We start from the raw sequence: 22,383 nt of genomic DNA, 5'->3' as shown, positions 1-22,383 counted from the left end.
GAAAGCCGCGAAACAGACCAAGAGGCAAAACAGGGATTTGCGGGATGTCTTCCAGAGAATCTTCGAAAAATGAAAGCGTTACATTGTTGAATGTAACGCTTCAGGGGTAGGGATATTGCCGGAGAGAAATGCGGTTATTTCAGGCCCATTTGTGCGCGCAGCTCGGCTTCTGCGGCGTCAAATTCAGCTTTGAATTCAGGCTCTTCAGAAATTCTCTGCGCAATCAGCGCGGCACCGGTACGGCTCATCACGGTATCAGAACGGTAGTGGAAACCTGCCACCAGGCGATTTTCGGCATAACCGGCGGCGCGGGTGAACAGCGCATTACGTTTTTCCGGCACCATTTCGCCCAGCACGGTCGCCATCAGGTAACCAATAGTGGAGTGCCCGGACGGCCATGAACCGGATTTGGATTTTTTAAGCAGCGGATGAATCTGCTCATCCAGCATATACGGGCGCGGGCGGTTAAACGCTTTCTTGGCGTGATCGTCCACCACGTCTTCCGTCGCGACGACGCGGTCAAACAGCGCGGCGGTTTTCGGCAGTTTTTCGGCTGTAAAATCAGGGCCCATCACATCGGCATAACGCCAGACGTTTTCTTCTGCATCGGCAATCGCCGCTTTTTCCTGTTCCGGCGTACGGGTCGCCTGAATTTCCAGTAATTCTTTCAGCTCGGCTTTGGTCTGAGCGGAATCATCAGCTGGTGGCGCAGGCAAATACTTCGTCAGATCAAGCTGTTCGGAAGTGATGAACGGCTTTGCTTCGTCAGCAGCCTGAACAACAAACGTCGAACCCAGAGTGAAAAGCAGTAAAGCGACAAGTGACTTACGCACGGTGAAACTCCTGATATTTTTTGAATATCAGGAGAATAGAGAAGGAATATGACGGTTAAATGACAAATTCAGCCCAGCAGGCCGAGTTTTCCGGTCAGCTTTCTGACGACTTTCTTTTTCCCCGCCAGCGCGATCCCCAGCAGCACTAAATCACCGGTTGGCACGATGGCGACCGCCTCACGAAACGCCGCATAGTCAGTGGTCTGCTGACCTTCGACCGGGAAAATAATGCCGTCCATATCATCGTCATTAAGCAGATGCTGATGCAGTTGCGTCAGTTGCTCCGCATCGGCCACTAACACGCTGATACCGATCGGGATCAGCCCCGGATGTTCACGGTTATCGGCATCAATCAGCGGCGCGCCCACCAGCGCCGGATGGCGTTGTCCGAGCGTCAGCGCCAGTACAGCGGCGGCATTGGCGGCATGTCCGGCGGTGAGTTGCTGGTTGATGACAATCACGCAGCGCTCTGGCGGCAAAGGTAAAATAGTGGCAGGCGTATTCATTATGACAGGCTCCGTTTCAGTTGAAATCTGAGCTTAACCCGTCACTTTTTCTCAATCTGGAAGATTTGTGCACAGACGCCGGTAATGTGCTGGCGTGAGCTGATAAGCACGGCGGAACCAGCGCCCGAGGTGGCTCTGATCGGCAAACCCTAAATCTGCTGCGACGGTGGCCGGCGTGTGTCCGAGCGCCAGCCCCTCCCGCGCACGGGTGAGTTTCAGCTGAATAAGATACGCATGCGGCGGCAATCCGAATTCGGCTTTAAACGCACGGCTGACCACAAAACGGCTTTCACCGGTCGCCGCCGCCAGTTGCTCAAGGCCGATATCCTCGTGCAAATGCGCGTGCAGATATTCCCGCGCCCGATGCGCCACACGTGACCACGGCGCTTCGCCCTCCGGACGTGGTGGTTGCCAGGTGAGATGCCCGCCCAACGCACTGAGCAATCCGTCGAGCGCAGTCTGGCGGACGATACGCAAGTCTTTGCCATGCAGCGCCTGAAACGCCAGTGACGTCGCCTGCGCCAGCTGCGGATCCTGCGCTAAGGTATTTTCGAAACTCGGGTCACCGGCAGAAGAAAGGGAATCGCGTCGTGCTGCCAGTTCGCGGCCCAGCCATTGCGGGTCGAGATACAACATGTGGTACGTAAAACCACCGGGCTGCACCGCATCGCCGTCGTGAATTTCGCCCGGCTCGAGCATAAACACTTTACCCGGCAGGCTCTGATGTTTCTGACGACGGCAGCTGAATTGCTGCAATCCGTATTGGGTAACGCCGACTAAATAGCTGTCGTGCCAGTGAGGATCGTACGCATGGCCTTCGAAATGGGCGTGGATCGTCTCGATCCCGCTGTCTTTATCTTTCGATAAATCGACCCAGTTTGCAGACGCCATAGATCCCCCGCCGAATGAATTAACAACAGGGTAACAAATAGAAGGGAGAAAAAGAAATGAGGATAGTGTGGTATGGCACGGTGTGCTCCCTCCCCTGCGAAGGGGAGGGTTGGGGTGGGGTATTAAGTTCAAAACCAAGAACTTAAAATGTCTTTAAACAAAGTGTTAGCCCTTAAAACCCCTCCCAACCTCCCCCTTCGCAGGAGGAGGAGCTAAGAAAACTTAGTGTTTCACGCTTTCGATAAAGGTTTTACGGGCAGTTTTCGAACCCAGACGTTCGGCTTCATCGAGCAGTTTCAGGGCTTTATCAACGTCTCCGGCTTTCACTGCTTTCTTAATCGCGTCGTTGAAATAGGTTTCGGAATCGCTGAGCATCGGCTCAGTGGGTTTTGCCGGAGCAGCCGCAGGTGCCGGAGCTTGTGTGCTGCCGACCACAACCGGCGCAGCCGCGGCTGGTGCGGATGACGGGAGGAACTGACCAATCATCACGTTACCGGTTTTCTGTTCAGCGGTGACTTTCAGGCTCAGCGTACCGGTTGGGGTGTGACGGGCAATCGGATCCGGGATATCCGGCACGGCGTTACCTACGCCAGCGGCGAAGGCTTTCGCCGGGTTCACCATCTGCGTAGTTTCAGCCAGATCCTGACGGGTGGTGTAAACCAGCAGATAAATTTGTTTCTGGCCCAGTGCAGGCGTCAGTTTCAGCGTGCCTTCCAGACGGTCGCTGGAGACGATGCCTGGTTTCTGATACGGGAAATAGCTGGAAGGATAAAAAGCTGCCGGACGCATCTGCTCATCCAGCACCAGAACATTTGGCGCATACACGGTTTTACCGGTCGCGATACTGGTCAGCGTAATTTCAAGTGAACCCCGGTCGGCAGGCAATGCGAATGCCCCGACGGCACCCTGAATTTGCCCCTGATTAATCTGTGCGCTGGAGGTTCCAAGCGTCACATCCTGCGTCACTGGCGGAACCAGCGGCGTCCATGAAAGGTTGCGTAAGGTCTGGCTGGAAATCGCCGGAGCGGTATTCGCATCATTCTGCGCAGCATTCACGACCGCAGGTGCAGCAGCCAGCAGGCTCAGCGACAGACACAGTGACAGCAGATTCTTTTTCATTATTGTTTCCTTTGAAATCACCATGAAGGCTGGCGGTCATCAGCGGACAACTGCCAGCCAGCACATCTTCTTTACTGCTTGTACTTTTGAAAACTGGCAAAGATTCTCGACGTCATTTGAGTTGCAGGAAGGCGGCAACTGAACTCATCCCCGGGAGCATACACAAGTATGTGACCGGGGTGAGTGAGGGCAGCTAACGCACCTGCGGCTCATAGGACAAAGAGAATTACCACCAGATTTCCATCTGGGCACCAAATGTCACTTCATCGTCATTACCACGGCTGAAGGTTCTTGTGCTGGTGTCGTTCATCGCTAAACCATTGTTTGCGCCGCTGTCAGTGTCGTAGCCCCACTTTTCATCCCAGTTTGCGTAGGTTGCAAACACGCGGATGGCCGGACGTGACCAGATGCTGTCGCCAGCCTGCCATTGCTGCGCCAGGGTGACTTTGTACTGACCGTTGCGATCGCCGGTACGCTGCGATTTCACGTTGTCGTAACCGACTTCCAGCAAGGTGCTCATGATCGGGGTCCATTTGTACATTGGACGGACACCGACGGTATACCAGGTTGTCCCGTTATTGTTATCGCGGTCAACGTCCTGATACATCGCCACGTACATCAGGCTCCAGGTATCGTTGAAGTCGATGGCACCGTGGTCGAGAACGCGGATCATGCTGCCGTTGTTATCGATAGCGGCACCGTTGGAGTGGCCGTTTGCCGCGCCCTGACCCGGATCGGTCATGGAGTCAGAGGCGTATTGCAGTACGAATTTGTTATAGCCGTTGTAGATGCTTTGCGTGTGTTCCGCAGTTACCAGGAAACCGTCTTTGGTCGCATTGTCTGCGAAGGAATACCCGTCACGCGCATTGGCACGACCGTAATCCACGCCTAACTCCAGCACGCCGCCCGGGTTAGTTTGCAGGCCTGCCAGACGAACGTCGAACACGTCGTTGGACGTTGGCACTTCGTTACGCTGGTCGGCGATATACCCGTAGGAACCGCCGCTTTCGGTGTTACGGGTCGCTGCCAGAGACAATTTACCAAAGCCCAGATCCACATCTTCCAGACCGGCACCCGGACCTGAAATATCCCAGTAGTAGAAGTCGATCATGTGAACGTCATGACGTTGGTAGAAACGCTTACCGGCCCAGATGGTGGAGCCCGGCAGCCATTCGATCAGGTTCTTACCCTTCACGTTTGCTTCGCGGAAAGCCGGATCGGTTGACTCCCAGTCGTTCTGCTGTGATACGGAATACGCTACGTTGGTGTCGAAGTAGAAGCTCTTATCCCCTTCTTTCCACACTTCCTGACCGAGTTTTAACTCCGCATAGGTTTCACACTCGTTACCCAGACGGTATTTACTGTCAGCGCCTGTCGCTTTGAAACATTGCTGCTCGCCGCCGCTGCCCGTCCAGCCGATGCCCGAACGGGCATAACCGGTAAAATCTACTGCCATTGCTTGTGTAGAAAGGATTCCGGCAGCCACTGCCAGCGCCAGGGAAGAACTACGCATTGTAATCATCATTTTCTCCTGTAGGGGATCGCGTGCTTTCAAACACCAGATTCGGGATGTAACCGGCGACATGCAGTTCCGTCCTCGCGGAACAGATGGCAGCGGTGTGGTGGCAACCCGATGGCGAATGTTGCACCTTCTTCTACCAGCACCACGTCGTTCTGGCGGTACACCAGGTTCTGACGAATTGCCGGAATTTGGATGTGGATCTGTGTTTCATTACCCAGTTGCTCGACGACCTGGACTTCACCGGAAAGCGTCACTTCCGCGACGTCGCTTGGCAGAAGATGTTCAGGACGGATACCCAGTGAAAGGTTGCTGCCGACTTTCACGTCGGTGCCTTCGACAGGCAGCCAGACCTGCTGACGGTTTGGCAACTCGACCTGCACGCGTGCAGGTTCAGCGCCGGTGACTTTCACCGGCAGGAAATTCATTTTCGGAGAGCCGATAAAACCGGCGACAAAACGGTTGGCGGGATAGTGATAGAGTTCGAGCGGCTTACCGACCTGCGCGATATGTCCGGCGTCGAGCACCACGATTTTATCGGCCAGCGTCATCGCCTCGACCTGATCGTGCGTCACGTAAATCATGGTGCGTTTCAGGCGTTTATGAAGACGGGAAATCTCAATACGCATCTGCACACGCAGCGCGGCATCGAGGTTGGAAAGCGGCTCATCGAGCAGGAATACCGTCGGTTCAGCGACCAGCGTACGGCCAATCGCCACGCGCTGACGTTGTCCGCCGGAAAGCGCTTTCGGGCGACGGTCGAGCAGATGCGCCAGCTGCAATACTTCGGAGACCTGATTCACCCGCTGGTTGATTTCAGCTTTTTTCGCGCCCGCCAGTTTCAGGCCGAAAGACATGTTTTCAGCGACGGACAAATGCGGATACAACGCATAAGACTGGAACACCATGCCGATCCCACGTTCCGCAGGTGGCACTTCGTTCATACGTTTATCACCAATCTTTAACTCACCTGAAGTGATGTCTTCCAGGCCGGCAATCATGCGCAGCAACGTCGATTTGCCGCAGCCCGATGGCCCGACAAACACTACAAATTCGCCCTCTTCGATTTCCAGATTGATGTCGCTGGAAATCACGGTTTCGCCAAAGGCTTTGTACACGCTGTTAAGGGAAACGCTCGCCATCCTGAACTCCTGTACTTGCTGCCAGCGGGAAATCTCAATGCAACGAAGAGTGAAGGATTAGCGGTTAAGCGTAATCATCCGTAACAAAGTTTTTCATGGGGGAGGAGCAGGGAGGATGACCAATTCATGCAACCGGATGAAAGTTCACGTCAAAAATCAAATTCGTGATCTGAATGGCAAAAAACGAACCATTTTTTTGAGTGATAAGCCACATAACGCCTGAGAGTGTCGGCGGGATCACATTCTGAGGGACGGGGGCGTAGAGGGGGGGATGATGAAGCCCTGACGGGTTAAATCCACACTGGCGTCGTACCTTGCCTTTTCCGTCTAAGACGGGAAGAAAACCGACTCCTAACAGGAATAAAAGGACTGGATTATGAGCCTCAGCATTAAGAAGATCATGAAAAATACACTGGCACTTTCGGCGCTGGCTACCCTGGTGCTGTCATCTTCCGCGTTTGCCAAAATAGAAGAAGGAAAGCTGGTCATCTGGATCAACGGTGACAAGGGCTATAACGGTCTGGCGGAAGTCGGTAAGAAGTTTGAGAAAGACACCGGCATTAAAGTCACGGTAGAACATCCGGACAAACTGGAAGAAAAATATCCGCAAGTGGCAGCCACCGGCGACGGCCCTGACATTATCTTCTGGGCGCACGACCGTTTTGGCGGTTACGCACAATCCGGCCTGCTGGCTGAAATCAGCCCGGATCAGGCCTTCAAAGACAAACTGTTCCCGTTCACCTGGGACGCCGTGACCTTTAACGGCAAGCTGATCGGCTACCCGGTTGCGGTCGAAGCGCTGTCGCTGATTTACAACAAAGACATCATTAAAGAAGCGCCAAAAACCTGGGAAGAAATCCCTGCGCTGGACAAAGAGCTGCGCGCCAAAGGCAAGAGCGCCATCATGTGGAACTTGCAGGAACCGTATTTCACCTGGCCAATCATTGCCGCTGACGGGGGTTACGCGTTCAAGTATGAAAACGGCAAATACAACATCAAAGACACCGGCGTAAATAACGCAGGTTCTCAGGCTGGCCTGCAATTCATCATCGATCTGGTGAAAAACAAACACATCAACGCCGACACCGACTATTCCATTGCCGAAGCCGCGTTCAACAAAGGCCAGACCGCGATGACCATCGACGGCCCGTGGGCATGGTCAAACCTCGACAAGAGTAAAATCAACTACGGCGTGACGCTGCTGCCGAGCTTCCACGGCAAACCGTCTAAACCGTTCGTCGGTGTACTGACTGCCGGGATCAACGCCGCCAGCCCGAACAAAGAACTCGCGAAAGAGTTCCTGGAAAACTATCTGATCACCGACGACGGTCTGGCTCTGGTCAACAAAGACAAACCACTGGGCGCCGTGGCGCTGAAAACGTATCAGGAACAGCTGGAAAAAGATCCGCGCATCGCCGCTACGATGGCTAACTCCAAGAATGGCGAAATCATGCCAAACATTCCGCAGATGAGCGCCTTCTGGTACGCAGAACGCAGCGCCATCATCAACGCAGTAAATGGCCGTCAGACTGTTCCTCAAGCCCTGAAAGACGTCGAAACACGCATTACCAAGTAATGCCGAAGCATTAGCTCAATGAACGGTGCGGGACTCACGGGTTCCGCGCCGTGAATAAAAGGATTTCCCTATGAATGCTCGAAAAAAACGGCCGTTCAGCACTGCGTTAAAATGGCTGGTGATCAGCCTGCTCGCCTGCTTTACCGGTTATCTGATCGTGCTGATGTATGCGCAGGGTGAAACCCTTTTTGCCGTTCTGACGCTGATACTGTCCAGCCTCGGCCTATACATTTACGGTAACCGTCACGCGTATTCATGGCGCTACGTTTACCCTGGACTTGCAGGAATGGGGCTGTTTGTCCTGTTCCCGCTGATTTGTACCATCGCGATCGCCTTCACCAACTACAGCAGCACCAACCAGCTGACGTTCGAACGTACGCAATCCGTTCTGATGGGACGTGAGTTTCAGGGCGGAAAAGCGCTGAACTTTGCCCTCTATCCGGCAGGTGATAAATGGCAGCTGGCGCTGACGTCAGCGGATAACAGCGAGACGCTGGTTTCTCCACCTTTCGCCTTTAACGCTTCTGCGCCACAAACGCTGGAGATGCTTCCGCAAACTGCCCCTTCTGCTGAAAAAGCCGGGCTGCGCGTAGTAACTCAAAACCGGGCGGCGCTGGGCCAGCTTTCGGCTCACTTACCCGACGGCGAAACGCTGCGCATGAGTTCCCTGCGCCAGTTCTCCGGCACGCAGCCGCTGTACAAGCTGGGCGAAGACCATAAGCAGCTGACCAACGTACAGACTGGCACGATTTATCGCCCGAACATGAAAACCGGTTTCTATCAGGCAGTGAATTCGCAGGGTGAATGGCAGGCCGAACAACTCAGCCCCGGTTTTACCGTCGGGATCGGCTGGGGAAATTTCCTGCGTGTACTGCATGACGAAGGGATCCAAAAACCCTTCCTGTCTATTTTCGTCTGGACGATTGTTTTCGCGCTGCTGACCGTGGTGCTGACCGTCGCCGTCGGCATGGTGCTGGCCTGCGTCGTGCAGTGGGAAGAGCTTAAAGGCAAAGCAGCGTACCGCATCCTGCTGATCCTGCCCTATGCGGTTCCGGCTTTTATTTCGATACTGATTTTCAAAGGGTTATTCAACCAGAGCTTCGGGGAAATCAACCTGATGCTCAGCGCGTTGTTTGGTATCAAACCGGCGTGGTTCAGCGATCCGATGACCGCCAAAAGCATGATCATTATCGTCAACACCTGGCTCGGTTATCCGTACATGATGATCCTGTGCATGGGCCTGCTGAAAGCCATTCCTGACGACCTTTATGAGGCGTCGGCAATGGACGGTGCCACGCCGATGCAGAATTTTTTCCGCATCACGCTGCCGCTGTTAATCAAGCCGCTGACGCCGCTGATGATCGCCAGTTTTGCCTTTAACTTTAATAACTTCGTGCTGATCCAGCTGCTGACCAACGGCGGCCCGGACATGCTCGGCACCACCACACCGGCCGGACACACCGATTTGCTGGTCAGTTATACCTACCGCATCGCCTTCGAAGGTGGCGGCGGGCAGGACTTCGGGCTGGCGGCGGCGATTGCCACGCTGATCTTCCTGCTGGTAGGCGCGCTGGCTATCGTGAACCTGAAAGCTTCACGCATGAAATTCGACTGAGGAGAAACAGAAAATGCCAATGGTTAAGCCTAAGTCGCAAAAAGTCAGATTACTGGTGACGCATCTTTTGCTGCTGTGCTTTCTGGCGCTGATCCTGTTCCCGCTGCTGATGGTGTTCGCCATCTCGCTGCGGCCGGGTAACTTCGCCACCGGCAGCCTGATCCCCGATCAGGTCTCGTGGGATCACTGGAAACTGGCGCTGGGAATTGCAGTGACCAACAGTGACGGCAGCATTACGCCGCCGCCCTTCCCTGTGATGCTGTGGTTGTGGAACTCGATCAAGATCGCCGGGATCACCGCCGTCGGGATCGTGGCGCTTTCCACTACCTGCGCCTACGCCTTTGCCCGTATGAAATTCCGCGGTAAAAGCTCGCTGCTTAAAGGGATGCTGATCTTCCAGATGTTCCCGGCGGTCCTTTCTCTGGTGGCGTTATACGCCCTTTTCGACCGCCTCGGCATGTACGTGCCGTTCCTCGGGCTGAACACCCACGGCGGCGTGATCTTCGCGTATATGGGCGGCATCGCATTGCACGTCTGGACCATCAAAGGGTATTTCGAAACCATCGACGGCTCGCTGGAAGAAGCCGCCTCACTCGACGGTGCCACTCCGTGGCAGGCCTTCCGCCTGGTGCTGCTGCCGCTGTCGGTGCCGATTCTGGCAGTGGTCTTTATTCTGTCATTCATCGCAGCGATTACCGAAGTGCCGGTAGCATCGCTGTTACTGCGCGACGTGAACAGCTACACCCTGGCGGTGGGTATGCAGCAGTATCTCAACCCGCAAAACTACCTGTGGGGCGACTTCGCGGCTGCCGCAATTCTGTCTGCCATCCCGATTACGGCAGTGTTCCTGATAGCCCAACGCTGGCTGGTCGGCGGCCTGACGGCAGGCGGGGTGAAAGGTTAACTGTTTTAAAATCTAATGCGCTTGTTCCATTTGTTTGATTCCCTGTGTCTTCAGCGGCCTGACAGGCCGCTTTTTTTTGTCTGAAAATTCATGGCTTACAGAGTGCTGAGGCGGGCTGCGATATCGCGCATGGCATTTCGCGCCGTCTGGCTGATTCCGCCAAGCTGGAAAAAACCGTGGATAACGCCCGGATAACGCTGCGCTGTGCAGCTGACGCCCTGTTCCGTCAGTCGGGTAAACAACATTTCACCTTCATCGCATAACGGATCGTATTCGGCTGTAATGATATACACCGGCGGCAGCCCGGAGAAATCATCACGCCATAACGGACTGACTTCGGGATGCATAAAATCCGTGTCAGGAAAATATCATATTCCGGTTTAAATTCTCCGACTTCACGGCGGCTCCTTTTCATAACCCTTAGCGCTCAAATAGTTAAGGATCGTTGTGGTGTCATGTATTCGCAAAAAGGGATACAGGGTGACTAATCTTAATTTTGAATTTTTTTGTATAGTCCCTGACCATTTAATTGATATTTTGTACGTAAAGTGTAAATTTATGAAAATAAGTAAGACATAAAAAGGGATGTTTTTGCGTTCCATACATAAGGATATGTTGTGATTTACCCCGCTCATCTGGCGCGTTGCCGCCCCTGTTTTGCCCTGCTGGCGCTATGGTCATTGCCTTTGTTTGCCGCCCCTGAGGGTCCTACACCTCTGATGAATTCAGCGGTGCCAAATGCTGCGGGAAATAACCCTGAACGCGCCCTCACCGCCGGTGACCGGCAGCTTATTCATCAGCAGGAACAGCAGCGGGCATTAGAGCAACGCCTGACCCCCAACGCGCCTGACGTTCGCCTTTCTCCGCCTTCGGGGAGTTTTGGTCGCATCATTTTCCCGCAGGAAACTCCGTGCTTTACAATTTCGCAGGTCACCCTTTCGGGCACAGACGCCCTGCCGCACTGGTTGCCGTTACAACACATCAGTAATCAGGCGCTGGGCCACTGTCTGGGCGGGAAAGGCATCAACCTGCTGATGAGCACGTTGCAAAACCTCCTGGTGGATCACGGCTACATCACGACCCGCGTGCTGGCTCCGCAGCAGGATCTCAACAGTGGCGAACTCAAACTGACCGTGGTGCCGGGTAAAGTCCGCCAGGTAAAACTGACGCCGGACAGCGGTCACTACATTACGTTGTACAGTGCGTTTCCCGCCCATGAAGGCCAGCTTTTAGATCTGCGCGATATCGAACAGGGGCTGGAGAATTTACAACGGCTGCCTACGGTGCAAGCCAACATGGAAATTTTACCCGGCAGTCAGCCGGGGGAGAGTGATATTGCCTTGCACTGGCAACAGCAGCGCATGTGGAGGGTGGGTGCTTCACTGGATGATTCCGGTACCCGCAGCACCGGGCGTTATCAGGGCGGTCTGACGCTGTCGCTGGATAACCCTTTTTCACTCAGCGATTTGTTCTATCTCTCCGGCAGCAGCAGTCTGGAAAGTAAAGGCGGAAAAGGCTCGGATAACATCACAGGTCACTATTCCGTACCTTTCGGATACTGGATGTTTGGCCTCACAGCCAACAGCTATGACTACCACCAGACGGTGGCCGGTCTGAACAGTGATTACCGCTACAGCGGTAAAAGCAACAACGTCGATTTTCAGGTCAGCCGTGTTCTGCATCGTAACGGTAGCCAGAAAACCACCCTGACTTACGATGTGCTGGCCCGCGAATCAAAAAATTACATTGATGATACGGAAGTTGAAGTGCAGCGCCGCCGCACTGCCGGATGGCGCGTCGGCCTGCAACATCGTCACTATATTGCTCAGGCCACCCTGGATGCGGGCATCAGCTATCAGCGGGGCACCCGCTGGTTCGGTGCAATGCCTGCGCCGGAGGAGAGTTTCGGCGACGCCACGGCACTGAGCAAAATCGTACAGATTTCGTCTCAGCTCGACATTCCTTTCGCGCTGGCTAACCAAAAATTCCATTACAACGTGCAGTACCAGCGCCAGTTCAGCAATACGCCGCTGACGCCGCAGGATCAGTTTGCTATCGGTAACCGCTGGACAGTGCGCGGTTTTGACGGCGAACGCACGCTGAACGCCGACCGCGGCTGGTTTGTTCGCAATGATATCGCCTGGGCTACGCCGGTTCCGGCACAGGAGCTTTATCTGGGCGTTGACTACGGCGAAGTGGGCGGAAACGGCACGCAATATCTGGTGGGCAACCACCTGGCCGGGGGCGCTATCGGTATTCACGGTTCAGCATTTAAAACAGGCTATGACCTGTTTGCCGCCGTGCCGTTCTCCAAACCTGACGGCTTTAGCACCGATCCGGTTTCGCTGGGCTTTAACCTCAACTGGCAGTATTGAGAGGCAGGGATGCAAATTGGGTCTTATGAAGTTCATTCACCCATGATCGTTGGTGGGGATATGAGTGAAGCTGAAGTTTTGGGTGCCGCCGTCTGGTTATGGATGCACTCGGCTCAGCATCGTGACTTGCCTCTGCATGCGCTGCCAACAGTGCTTCTGCCCATTATTAAAAGGCAGCAATATGCCTTAGTCAGCCGCGACGCGACGCCGCTGTTTTTCCTCAGCTGGATGTGGCTGGACGACATCGCCGAACAGCGCTACCTGACACAACCGGCGATCAGCGTGCAGGATCGTGACTGGGCCAGCGGCGAACGAATGTGGATCCGTGACTGGATCGCGCCTTTTGGCGACACGATGGCTATGCGTCGCCTGGTCTGCAATACCCTTTTTCCCGAATGCTGCTTCCGGGCGCTCTATCACCGCGGGGCTGAAAAAGGCCAGCGGGTCATCAATTTCAAAGGCGACCGTGTCAGTCATCAGCAGGCCAGAGCCTGGCGTGATGTACATCCGCTGTCTGTCCCTGTTATCGAAATGCCAGTAAGGACGCTGTCATGAATAAGAATCTCTACCGTATTGTTTTCAACAAAGCGCGTGGCCTGCTGATGGTCGTGGCGGATATTGCCGGCGCAGGCCGGGCGGGCGCATCGTCGTCCTCATCCGGGACCGGTCATACCCTCAGCCAGCTGGTGGGTAAAGTTCATGGCGTGAGTTTTGCCTTGCTGCTGGCGCTGGGGGCTGTCCAGCCGGTGCAGGCGGGAATCGTCGCTGATGGCAGTGCGCCGGGCGGCCAGCAACCGACCATTATTAACAGCGCCAACGGCACCCCGCAGGTGAATATCCAGACCCCCAGCGCAGCCGGTGTTTCGCGCAACGTTTACAGCCAGTTCGATGTGGATAAAAAAGGCGTGGTGCTCAATAACTCACACGGCAACACCCAAACACAAATTGCCGGAATGGTTAACGGCAACCCGTGGCTGGCAAAGGACGAAGCGAAGGTCATTCTCAATGAAGTGAATGCACGCGACCCCAGCCAGCTCAACGGTTTTATTGAAGTCGCCGGGCGAAAGGCGCAGGTGGTGATTGCCAACCCGTCGGGTATCACCTGTAACGGCTGCGGTTTTATTAACGCCAACCGTGCCACGCTGACTACCGGTCAGGCACAGATGAATAATGGTCAGTTGACAGGCTACAACGTTGACCGGGGCGAAATTGTTATTCAGGGCAACGGGCTGGACAGCAGCCAGCAGGACAGCACCGATCTAATTTCACGCGCCGTCAAAGTGAACGCCGGTATCTGGGCGAAGGAACTGAACGTGACGACCGGGCGTAATCAGGTCGATGCTGCGCACCAGCGCATTGATAAAAAAGCGGATGACGGCAGCGTCCGCCCATCGCTTGCGGTTGATGTCTCGCAGCTTGGCGGCATGTACGCCAACAAAATTCGCCTGATGGGGACGGAATCCGGCGTCGGCGTTCACAATGCCGGAGCGCTGGGCGCGTCGGCCGGTGATGTGGTGGTCAATGCCGACGGCACGCTGACCAACAGCGGCACCATCAATGCGTCGCAAAATATACAGCTGGCCGCAACGGCGGCGGTGGATAACCAGGGCAAAGTTTATGCAGCGGGCAATACGGATATCACAAGCCAGGCAAGCCTCAGTAACACCGGCCTTATTGCCGCAGGCGCAGACACCCGCATTTCGGCAGGCAATATTAACAGCGGCGCACAGAGCGTGCTCGCGGCCGGTGTTGCCAGCGACGGCAAACTGGCATCGTCCGGGAATGTAACGCTGACCAGCCGTGGTGAATTAAAGGCCGGCGGGCAAAATATGGCCGGTGGACAGCTGAACGCCAGTGCCACGTCTGTTGATCTCAGCGGTAGCCAGACCTATGGCGACACGATTGCATTGCAGGCCAGCACCGGTGATATCAGCACAGCAAACGCCAATCTTTCCGCCACACATCAGCTGACAGCCAGCACGCGGGGAACGCTCAACAATGACGGCGGGAAAATTGCCGCCGACCAGCTTAGCCTGACTGCGAACCGCCTTTCGAACCAGAAAGGCACGGTGCAGCAGCTGGGGCAACAGGACCTGCAACTCTCTCATGCCGGGGGGATTAACAACCGTGAAGGCACACTCGCCAGTAACAGCAAAAATCTGACCTTAACCAGCGCCACGCTGGAAAACCAGCAGGGGACAATTTTACATGCCGGAGACGGCCAGCTTACGGTGAATACCGGCCAGATGGACGGCGCACAGGGCACGTTGGTCAGCAACGGTGCATTAGGCCTGAACGGTTCGGCCCTGAACCTTGATAATGCGGTGACGCAGGCAGCAGGAATTACACTGAATGCCGGTACGGTTTCACACCACTCAGGTCAGATGACGCAAAGCGGCAGCGGGCCGATGAATCTGAACGTCACCGGACTGTTCGATAACCCGGGTGGTGCTGTCACCTCAAAAGGCGCATTGTCGCTTAGCGCCGCGCAACTGAATAACCAGCAGGGACAGCTGATTGCAGCTGACCAAAATAACCTGCAACTGATGCTCAGAGACACACTCAACAACCGCGCTGGCATTATTGCCGCCGGAGGGGATTTAACCTCACTGAGCGGCGCAGTGGATAACCGCGGCGGCCTGATCCAGTCAGGGGCTGAGTTAAATCTCAATAGCCGGGGCGCAGCCTTACTTAATGCTGACAGCGGTGCTCAGGGTGGCATCATCAGCGCGGGCAGCATGAACCTCGTGACGGGTGATATCGATAACCACAACGGACAAATTGCGGCGCAATCGCTGACGGCCTCCACCGGCAATCTGAATAATCAGGCGGGCAAATGGCTGGCCGATAAGACCATTTCCCTGAGCAGCGGCGCGCTGAACAATCAGGGCGGTCTGGTGCAATCCGGCGAAGCATTAACGCTGAATACCCACGGCCAGCGCATCGATAACACATCATCGGGGCAAATTGTCGCCAAGGGGCCGCTGTCGGCAGACAGCGACGAATTCGACAATCAGAGTGGCAAAGTTGTGGCTGGCGGCGATATCTCGCTGCAAACGTCGTTGCTCAATAATGATGGCGGTCAAATCTCCGCACTGGGCGATCTTTCACTGACCAACCGCGGCCTGCAAAACAACGATGGCGGGCTTATTCAGAGCGCTAAAAATCTGCTGATGGATACGCAGGGGGCAACCCTGAGTAACAACCGCAGCGGCAGCACGGGCGGCATCACCAGTCAGGGCAATCTGACCGTAAAAGCCGGTGCGCTGGACAACCAGCAAGGCGCGATGATTGGCAACGGGCAAATGACCCTCAGTGCGGAAAAAGTAAATAATCAGCAGGGGCAGATTGTGGCGCTGGGCGATATCGTTGCCATGAGCCACGCGCTGGACAATCAATGGGGCACATTACAGTCCGGGCAAAAATTACAGTGGAATACACAGGGTTTTGCGCTGACCAATCTTGGCGGCACGCTGAGCGCGCAGGACACACTGAGTCTCGATAGTGCCAGCCTGAATAACCAACAGGGATTGCTGGCATCCGGCGGTGCAATGTCACTCACCACTGCCGCATTCGATAACAGCCAGCAGGGGCAAGTTGCCAGCAAACGTGCGCTGAGTCTTACGGCAGGCAACATTAATAACCAGCAGGGGCAAATCCAGTCACTGGGGGATATGGTCCTCAGCGCGGCGCAATCGGTGATTGATAACGGTGCAGGCCTCATCCACGGTGCAGCCAATGTCACCCTCAACGCAGTACAGGCGCTCAATCAAAATACCCGCGCCGCCGGTCTGGGGATCCAGGGCAACACGCTGACTCTCAATGGCACCGATCTGGACAACAGTAACGGGCAAATGCTGGCCGACGACGGCCTTAATCTGAACCTCGGCGGCGTATTCAATAACAGCACCGGCCTGCTCAGTTCGCAAAACAATCTGGACGGACAGGCTCAGCAAATTATTAACAGCGCCGGGAATATTGAGGCGGGCAAACTTATCCGCCTGTCCGGCGACGCAATGACCGGAGACGGTAAACTTTTATCGCTGGGCGACCTGACGCTCAATCTGGCGCAGGACTTTCTCAACACCGGCAGCCTCCAGGCCAACAACAATCTGAGTCTGACGACACAAGGCAATCTGACCAACCAGTCATTAATCCAGGCTGGCAGCACCCTCACCTTGTCGGCAAACAACATCTTCAATGGCGCGGCAGCAGAAATCAACGCAGGCACCACGCAGGTGAATGCGGCGCAAACGGTCACCAATTACGGGCTTATTGACGGTTTTTACACCCGCATCAACGGGCAGACCGTCAGTAATATTGGCAGCGGGCGCATCTACGGTGACGCGCTGGCCATTGGCACCGGCACGCTGAACAACCTGGCGGAGAATGGGCAGGCAGCGACTATTGCGGCACGGCAGCGGCTGGATATCGGCGCGACGACCATCAATAACCGCGATCACGCACTGATCTACAGCGACGGTCTGATGGCCGTCGGCGGCGCGCTCAATGGTGACTGGCAGGCCACCGGTCAGGCCACGACGCTGAACAACCACAGCGCGACCCTCGAATCTGCGGGGGATATGGCGCTGAACATTGCCAGCATTAACAATATCAATGACCACTTCTCACTGGAGAATGTACGGGTTTCTCAGGAAGACATTTCTGAGTATGAGGTCTCTCGTCTGAAAAATGGCGTGCGCTATAACGACAAAGATTACACCATCTACATCTATCAGGATGAGGTCAATATTCTTTGTATTGAAGGCGTTATCTGTCACACCACCGACGGTGACCGCTTCACTCATTACGCTTACACCCGCACCATCACGGAAGACCGGGTCAAAGAAACAGACCCGGCGAAGATTATTGCGGGTGGCAACCTCAGCATCAATGCCAATGATGTACTCAACGACAAGAGCCAGATTGTGGCCGGTGGTGCACTGGCACTTCAGGGAACCACCGTCAATAACGTGGAGGTCGAAGCCAACCGGCAGACCAACGATGTGGGTAAAGCCGTTTTCTATTCCCGTCATCAAAGCAAAGGCGGCGATTCTTCAAACGTTGACACGAGAGATTACGTGCCGCCGACGGTGATCCAGGCCATCACCCTTAAACCCAGCACGGTGCAGGAATATACTCAGGGGCAAGGCAGTGGTTTGAGCATTGCAGATCACCAGAACGGTGATATTAACGGTAATATTCAACGCGCAGACAGCCTGAATATTCTGCCCAATTCGGGGCCTAATGCGGGCAGTTTAATCACGGTCATACCAGGCGCGATTACCCTGCCCGCCGGTAAAACATTCGAAGTGAAAACCGGGAGTTCGGAAAGCGTTGTTCGCGCCATCGGGCCAAACACCCGCCTGCCGGATAACAGCCTGTTCCGGACGCATCCGGAAAGTACCAGCCCTTACCTGGTGGAAACCGATCCGCGCTTTACTGACCAGAAAAAATGGCTGGGCTCCGACTACATGATGGACGCCTTTAGCCGCAATACCGACAATGTACTTAAACGTCTGGGCGACGGGTATTACGAGCAGCGGCTTATCCGCGAACAGGTTATTGCCCTGACGGGACAGCGCTATCTTAATGGCGCGCAGAGTGATGAAGAACAGTACAAAGCGTTGATGAATGAAGGCATCGTCTTTGGTCAGAAATATAACCTGACGCTGGGCGTGGCGCTGACCGCCGAACAGATGAGTCATATGACCGGCGATATGGTCTGGCTGGTCGCGCAAACCGTCCGTCTTGCCGATGGCAGCATGCAACAGGTGCTGGTACCGCAGGTGTACGCCATGGTTCATGCCGGTGATGTGGATGGCAGCGGCGCACTGCTGGCCGGTAAAAATGTCAGTCTGAATCTGAGCGGCGACCTGACCAACAGCGGGCGTATCACCGGGCAGCAAAACACCCAAATCCTGGCCGACAATATCAATAATCTGGGTGGGCTTATCCAGGGGAATGATGTCGCCGTGCAGGCGCGTACGGACATCAACAACGTGGGCGGCATGTTCTCGGGCAACGAGAGTCTGTCCGTTCTTGCCGGTCGGGACATTAACGCCCTCACCACCACGCGCAGCGCAGAGAGTGCCGGTGGCGACTTTGCCCGCAACACCATTGACCGCGTAGCCGGTTTCTACGTTCAGCAACCGGATGGCACCCTCGCTTTGCAGGCCGGTCGCGATATCAATCTGACGGGTGCGCAGGTTATCAATAGTGGCGATGGCGGCATGACGTCCGTTGTGGCAGGCCGTGACCTCAATCTGAACACGGTGACCACCGGCAGCACGGATAACCTCAACTGGGGAGATAACTGGCTGCACCAGTCCAGCAGCCAGCAGGTTGGCAGTGACGTGATTGGCGCGGGTGATGTACAAATGGTCGCCGGAAATAATGTGAATGTGAGGGCAGGTAATATCTCCGCCGGCCAGCAGCTCAGCGTGGCCGCAGGCAATGACATCAGCATTCAGCACGGCACCGATACTGAGACCTTCGATCAGCATTATAAAGCGACCGGCAGCAGCAGCCTGGGCTCGAAAACCACCACCGAAGTGCGGGACAGCTTCAATAACCAGACCGCCAGCGGTAGCCAGCTGAGCAGTGACAGCGTAAATGTGAAGGCCGGGCATGACCTGACCGTCACCGGCAGCAACGTGGTCGGTACGCAGGATGTCAGTCTTACTGCCGGAAACAACCTCAACATTCTGTCCGCCACCACTGAGCAGCAAGAATCACACCTTTACAGCGAGAAAAAATCGGGCCTTTCCGGCACCGGTGGCATTGGCTTCAGTATCGGAACCAATAGCCTGAAAACCACCGACGATGGCAAAACCCTGAGCAGCACGGGCAGCACCGTCGGCAGCACGCAGGGCAATGTTAATCTGACGGCGGGCAACGGCCTGACCGTGAAAGGCTCAGACGTGCTGGCAGGAAAAGACCTGAACCTGACCGGTAAAGACGTGAACATTCTGGCGGCAGATAACCAAAGTTCGCAGACGCATACGGTGGAACAAAAACAGAGCGGCCTGACGCTGGCCCTGTCCGGTACGGTGGGCAGCGCGATTAATACGGCGGTGTCGAGCGCCAACGATGCCAGTACGGAAAGCAGCGGTCGTCTGGCCGCCCTGCGGGGAATGAAATCGGCACTCAGCGGCGTGCAGGCCGCACAGGCGGCGTCTCTGGCCGAAGCGGGCGGCAGTGAAGGCAGCATGATAGGCGTCAACCTTTCGTACGGCAGCCAGTCGTCTAAATCAACGCAGACCAGCACGCAGAATCAGAGTCAGGGCAGCCAGCTTACGGCAGGCAATAACCTTAACATTCACGCGACCGGAACCGATATTAACGTTCAGGGCAGCCAGTTACAGGCCGGTAAAGATGTCGGCCTGAGTGCAGCGCGGGACGTGAACCTTTACTCCGGGCTGAACAGCCAGACGCTTGAAGGCAAAAATGAAAGCCACGGGGCATCAGTGGGCGTGGGCATCAACTTCGGTCAGGGGGCGAATGGATTATCCCTGAACGCCAGCGCCAATAAAGGCAAAGGATCTGAGACCGGCAACGGCACCAGTCATAATGAAACCACCGTCAATGCAGGGAATAACCTGACCATCAGCAGCGGCCGCGACACGACGCTGACCGGCGCACAGGTCAGTGGCGAAAAAGTCACGATGGACGTGGGGCGTAACCTGACCCTGACCAGCGAGCAGGATACCGACAACTACGATTCGAAGCAGCAGAACGCCAGCGCGGGCGGCAGTGTGAGCATGAGCGGCGGCAGCGGTTCAGTGAACCTGAGCCGGGACAAAATGCACAGCACATACGAGAGTGTGCAGGAGCAGACAGGTATCTTCGCCGGCAAGGGCGGCTTTGATATCACCGTCGGTGAACATACGCAGCTCAACGGTGCGGTTATTGGCTCGACGGCGGATACCAGCCTGAACAAACTCGACACCGGCACGTTAGGATTCAGCGATATCCACAACAGCGCCGAATATGAAGTCGAACACCAAAGCGTGGGGATTAGCTCGGGTGGCAACATCGGCGGACAGTTCGTGGGGAATATGGCCAACGGCCTGCTGGTGGGCGTTAACGGCAGCGGAAGCGATAGCTCAACAACGAAATCGGCGATGAGTGAAGGCACGATAACAATCCGCGATAAGGACAATCAGAAGCAGGACGTGGGTAACCTGAGCCGTGACGTCGAGCACGCCAACCAGACTCTCTCCCCTATCTTTGATAAAGAGAAGGAGCAGAACCGGCTGAAAGAGGCGCAGCTGATTGGGGAAATTGGTGTTCAGGCGATGGACATTGCGCGGACGCAGGGTGACCTGAACGGGCTGAGCGAGGCGAAGAAAGCGCACCCTGATATGACAGCTGAGGAGCTGCGCAAGACAGACGTTTATAAAACAGAGATGGCGAAATACGGGACGGGCAGCGCGCTGCAGCAGGGTCTGTCAGCGGCGACGGCGGCAATACAGGGGCTGGCGGGCGGTGATATCAAAGCGGCCCTTGCCGGAGGTGCCGCACCGTATCTGGCGGAGGTGATTAAGAAAGTGGCGCCGGATGAAGAAAGTCGAGTGATGGCACATATAGTACTAGGGGCTGTATCTGCTGAGTTACAAGGTGGCAATGCACTAGCAGGGGCATCTGGCGCTGGAATATCAGCAGCGGGAGCTGAGTACATTAGAACTCAGCTTTATGGCGACCGTAGCGTTGATCAATTGACGGAGCAGGAAAAACAAACTGTGACCGCATTGGCTACGCTTGCAGGCGGATTGGCCGGCGGGATCGTTGGTGGTGACACGAGTTCAGCGATGGATGGTGGAAAAGCTGCTCAAAATGAAGCGAACTTTAACTGGGCTGACAATCCGTCGACAGACCAACAGGTACGGGTACTTTCTGAGCAGTATGGGAAGGCTCTTAATGGTTGCAGCGCCGGTGATCCTAGTGCATGTCGTCAAAAAGATGAACTTGAGAAATCCTATACTTTCCTTGCGGTCACAGCAGGAACATCAATGATGGGTGGTGCTGCGAGTATGGCGACTAAAGTTATCAGTACAGGGCTCAGTGGGGCGGCGAATGCAACTAGTCAGTTACTATCAGATGATCCGTTTAGCTATCAGAACTTCTTAATTGCCAGTATTGGTGGATGGAAGTCTGCGGGTGCAAGCTTAGTGCCGACGGTAGGAATAAGCGCCGGGACGGCCTATATATCCAGTACGCTGGATGGTAAAGATCCTACGGGCTCAATTACAGGGGCCGTTTTGGGGTCAACATTCGGGTATGGGGTCAGTGCAGGCATTACCAGTCAACTGATGAAGAAAGAGATCGAGAGAAAGATCGGTATGTCAGTGAGTCAGAACGCTCTGAAATACATGGATGAACCGATTTATGCGGGGGCGTTTATCAACTCAGATGTGAAATTGAGTCCATATCCTGGGATTTGGGGTGGGATGTGGGGTACTGGAGTGTCTGAAGCAACTTCTAATATCATTCAAAAACTTGATGAGAAAAAGGCGGGCAAATGAAAAGCTTAATGACCTTAAGCATGCTCCTGTTGCTTATCTGCGTTGCATCATTATCGATGTTTATTTTAGTCACCATCATTCAGATAACGGCGGCATATATCTATCAACTGAAGGAAGGCTTAGCCTTCAGCTATAGCTTTAGCGATTTTTTGTATGCCTTAAAGATAGGTTTAGTAATAGGAACTATATCGGGTGGCTCGATGTGGTGCATGCGTAGGTTCGGTATTCTATAGAGCAAAAAATCCCGCCCTCAGCAGCGGGATTTTGTTTTACAGCCTCAGACGTTCACCGCAACCCTGATAAACAAACACCCGTTCTCAGCCGTAATACTCAAGTCTTGTCCGGTGCTAACTCTATCTCTTCCAGCCACTTACCT

At 55.1% G+C, this 22,383-nt stretch carries 12 protein-coding genes and 1 pseudogene; 6 read left to right on the top strand and 7 right to left on the bottom strand.

Features of this window, described 5'->3' with window-relative positions; all coding sequences use genetic code 11:
- Positions 1-134: 134 nt before the first annotated feature.
- The 6 genes from J1782_RS22485 to malK all read right to left on the bottom strand — a co-directional run bounded on the left by J1782_RS22485 (position 135) and on the right by malK (position 6,010).
- A complete protein-coding gene (locus J1782_RS22485; protein ID WP_217153930.1) occupies positions 135-833 on the bottom strand; it encodes a phosphatase PAP2 family protein in 699 nt (232 codons plus the stop codon).
- 68 nt (positions 834-901) lie between these two features.
- Complete coding sequence (locus J1782_RS22480) at positions 902-1,339, bottom strand: DUF2000 domain-containing protein (RefSeq protein WP_152327268.1); 438 nt, start codon at positions 1,337-1,339, stop codon at positions 902-904.
- A 51-nt stretch (positions 1,340-1,390) separates the two neighbouring features.
- Positions 1,391-2,230 carry an AraC family transcriptional regulator gene (locus J1782_RS22475; protein ID WP_152327269.1) on the bottom strand — a complete coding sequence of 280 codons (840 nt, stop codon included), beginning with the start codon at positions 2,228-2,230 and terminating at the stop codon, positions 1,391-1,393.
- Positions 2,231-2,452: 222 nt separating this feature from the next.
- Positions 2,453-3,349, bottom strand: coding sequence for a maltose operon protein MalM (gene malM / locus J1782_RS22470; RefSeq protein ID WP_208950979.1), 897 nt, complete (start codon positions 3,347-3,349; stop codon positions 2,453-2,455).
- A gap of 226 nt (positions 3,350-3,575) precedes the next feature.
- Positions 3,576-4,874 carry a maltoporin gene (locus tag J1782_RS22465; protein WP_165061444.1) on the bottom strand — a complete coding sequence of 433 codons (1,299 nt, stop codon included), beginning with the start codon at positions 4,872-4,874 and terminating at the stop codon, positions 3,576-3,578.
- Positions 4,875-4,900: 26 nt separating this feature from the next.
- Positions 4,901-6,010 (bottom strand): maltose/maltodextrin ABC transporter ATP-binding protein MalK, encoded by a 1,110-nt coding sequence (malK, locus tag J1782_RS22460; protein ID WP_120133221.1) that lies wholly within the window; start codon positions 6,008-6,010, stop codon positions 4,901-4,903.
- Between the two features lie 376 nt (positions 6,011-6,386).
- On the opposite strand from malK, the gene malE reads away from it, so the two are divergent.
- From malE to malG, 3 genes are all read left to right on the top strand, one after another.
- On the top strand, positions 6,387-7,586 hold the full coding sequence (malE, locus tag J1782_RS22455; protein ID WP_165061442.1) for a maltose/maltodextrin ABC transporter substrate-binding protein MalE: 1,200 nt from the start codon (positions 6,387-6,389) through the stop codon (positions 7,584-7,586).
- 70 nt (positions 7,587-7,656) lie between these two features.
- Entirely contained in the window at positions 7,657-9,201 is a 1,545-nt protein-coding gene (malF, locus tag J1782_RS22450; RefSeq protein ID WP_165061439.1) for a maltose ABC transporter permease MalF, read from the top strand.
- A 13-nt stretch (positions 9,202-9,214) separates the two neighbouring features.
- Complete coding sequence (malG, locus tag J1782_RS22445) at positions 9,215-10,105, top strand: maltose ABC transporter permease MalG (RefSeq protein ID WP_165061437.1); 891 nt, start codon at positions 9,215-9,217, stop codon at positions 10,103-10,105.
- Between the two features lie 95 nt (positions 10,106-10,200).
- Here the strand turns inward: malG and J1782_RS22440 are convergent.
- Positions 10,201-10,473: pseudogene (locus J1782_RS22440) on the bottom strand (alpha/beta hydrolase fold domain-containing protein); the annotation flags it as partial.
- A 351-nt stretch (positions 10,474-10,824) separates the two neighbouring features.
- Here J1782_RS22440 and J1782_RS22435 point away from each other — a divergent pair.
- Genes J1782_RS22435 through J1782_RS22425 form a run of 3 tightly spaced genes read left to right on the top strand, consistent with a single transcriptional unit; the run spans position 10,825 to position 22,007 of the window.
- Positions 10,825-12,480 carry a ShlB/FhaC/HecB family hemolysin secretion/activation protein gene (locus tag J1782_RS22435; protein ID WP_217153973.1) on the top strand — a complete coding sequence of 552 codons (1,656 nt, stop codon included), beginning with the start codon at positions 10,825-10,827 and terminating at the stop codon, positions 12,478-12,480.
- Between the two features lie 9 nt (positions 12,481-12,489).
- On the top strand, positions 12,490-13,035 hold the full coding sequence (locus J1782_RS22430) for a toxin-activating lysine-acyltransferase (protein ID WP_217153929.1): 546 nt from the start codon (positions 12,490-12,492) through the stop codon (positions 13,033-13,035).
- Entirely contained in the window at positions 13,032-22,007 is an 8,976-nt protein-coding gene (locus J1782_RS22425; RefSeq protein WP_217153928.1) for a hemagglutinin repeat-containing protein, read from the top strand. Before J1782_RS22430 ends, J1782_RS22425 begins: the two co-directional genes overlap by 4 nt.
- Positions 22,008-22,383 lie beyond the last annotated feature (376 nt).

The organism is Rahnella sp. BCC 1045 (assembly GCF_019049615.1).
Taxonomy (GTDB): domain Bacteria; phylum Pseudomonadota; class Gammaproteobacteria; order Enterobacterales; family Enterobacteriaceae; genus Rahnella; species Rahnella contaminans.
Note: the sequence above shows the minus strand (reverse complement) of the source record. Positions and strands in the feature narration are given on the sequence as shown.

Excerpts from the sequence above, each read along its gene's own strand:
- J1782_RS22480 (WP_152327268.1), bottom strand. The coding sequence starts at position 1,339 with ATGAATACGCCTGCCACTATTTTACCTTTGCCGCCAGAGCGCTGCGTG.
- J1782_RS22475 (WP_152327269.1), bottom strand. The coding sequence starts at position 2,230 with ATGGCGTCTGCAAACTGGGTCGATTTATCGAAAGATAAAGACAGCGGG.
- malM (WP_208950979.1), bottom strand. The coding sequence starts at position 3,349 with ATGAAAAAGAATCTGCTGTCACTGTGTCTGTCGCTGAGCCTGCTGGCT.
- J1782_RS22465 (WP_165061444.1), bottom strand. The coding sequence starts at position 4,874 with ATGATGATTACAATGCGTAGTTCTTCCCTGGCGCTGGCAGTGGCTGCC.
- malK (WP_120133221.1), bottom strand. The coding sequence starts at position 6,010 with ATGGCGAGCGTTTCCCTTAACAGCGTGTACAAAGCCTTTGGCGAAACC.
- malE (WP_165061442.1), top strand. The coding sequence starts at position 6,387 with ATGAGCCTCAGCATTAAGAAGATCATGAAAAATACACTGGCACTTTCG.
- malF (WP_165061439.1), top strand. The coding sequence starts at position 7,657 with ATGAATGCTCGAAAAAAACGGCCGTTCAGCACTGCGTTAAAATGGCTG.
- malG (WP_165061437.1), top strand. The coding sequence starts at position 9,215 with ATGCCAATGGTTAAGCCTAAGTCGCAAAAAGTCAGATTACTGGTGACG.
- J1782_RS22435 (WP_217153973.1), top strand. The coding sequence starts at position 10,825 with ATGAATTCAGCGGTGCCAAATGCTGCGGGAAATAACCCTGAACGCGCC.
- J1782_RS22430 (WP_217153929.1), top strand. The coding sequence starts at position 12,490 with ATGCAAATTGGGTCTTATGAAGTTCATTCACCCATGATCGTTGGTGGG.
- J1782_RS22425 (WP_217153928.1), top strand. The coding sequence starts at position 13,032 with ATGAATAAGAATCTCTACCGTATTGTTTTCAACAAAGCGCGTGGCCTG.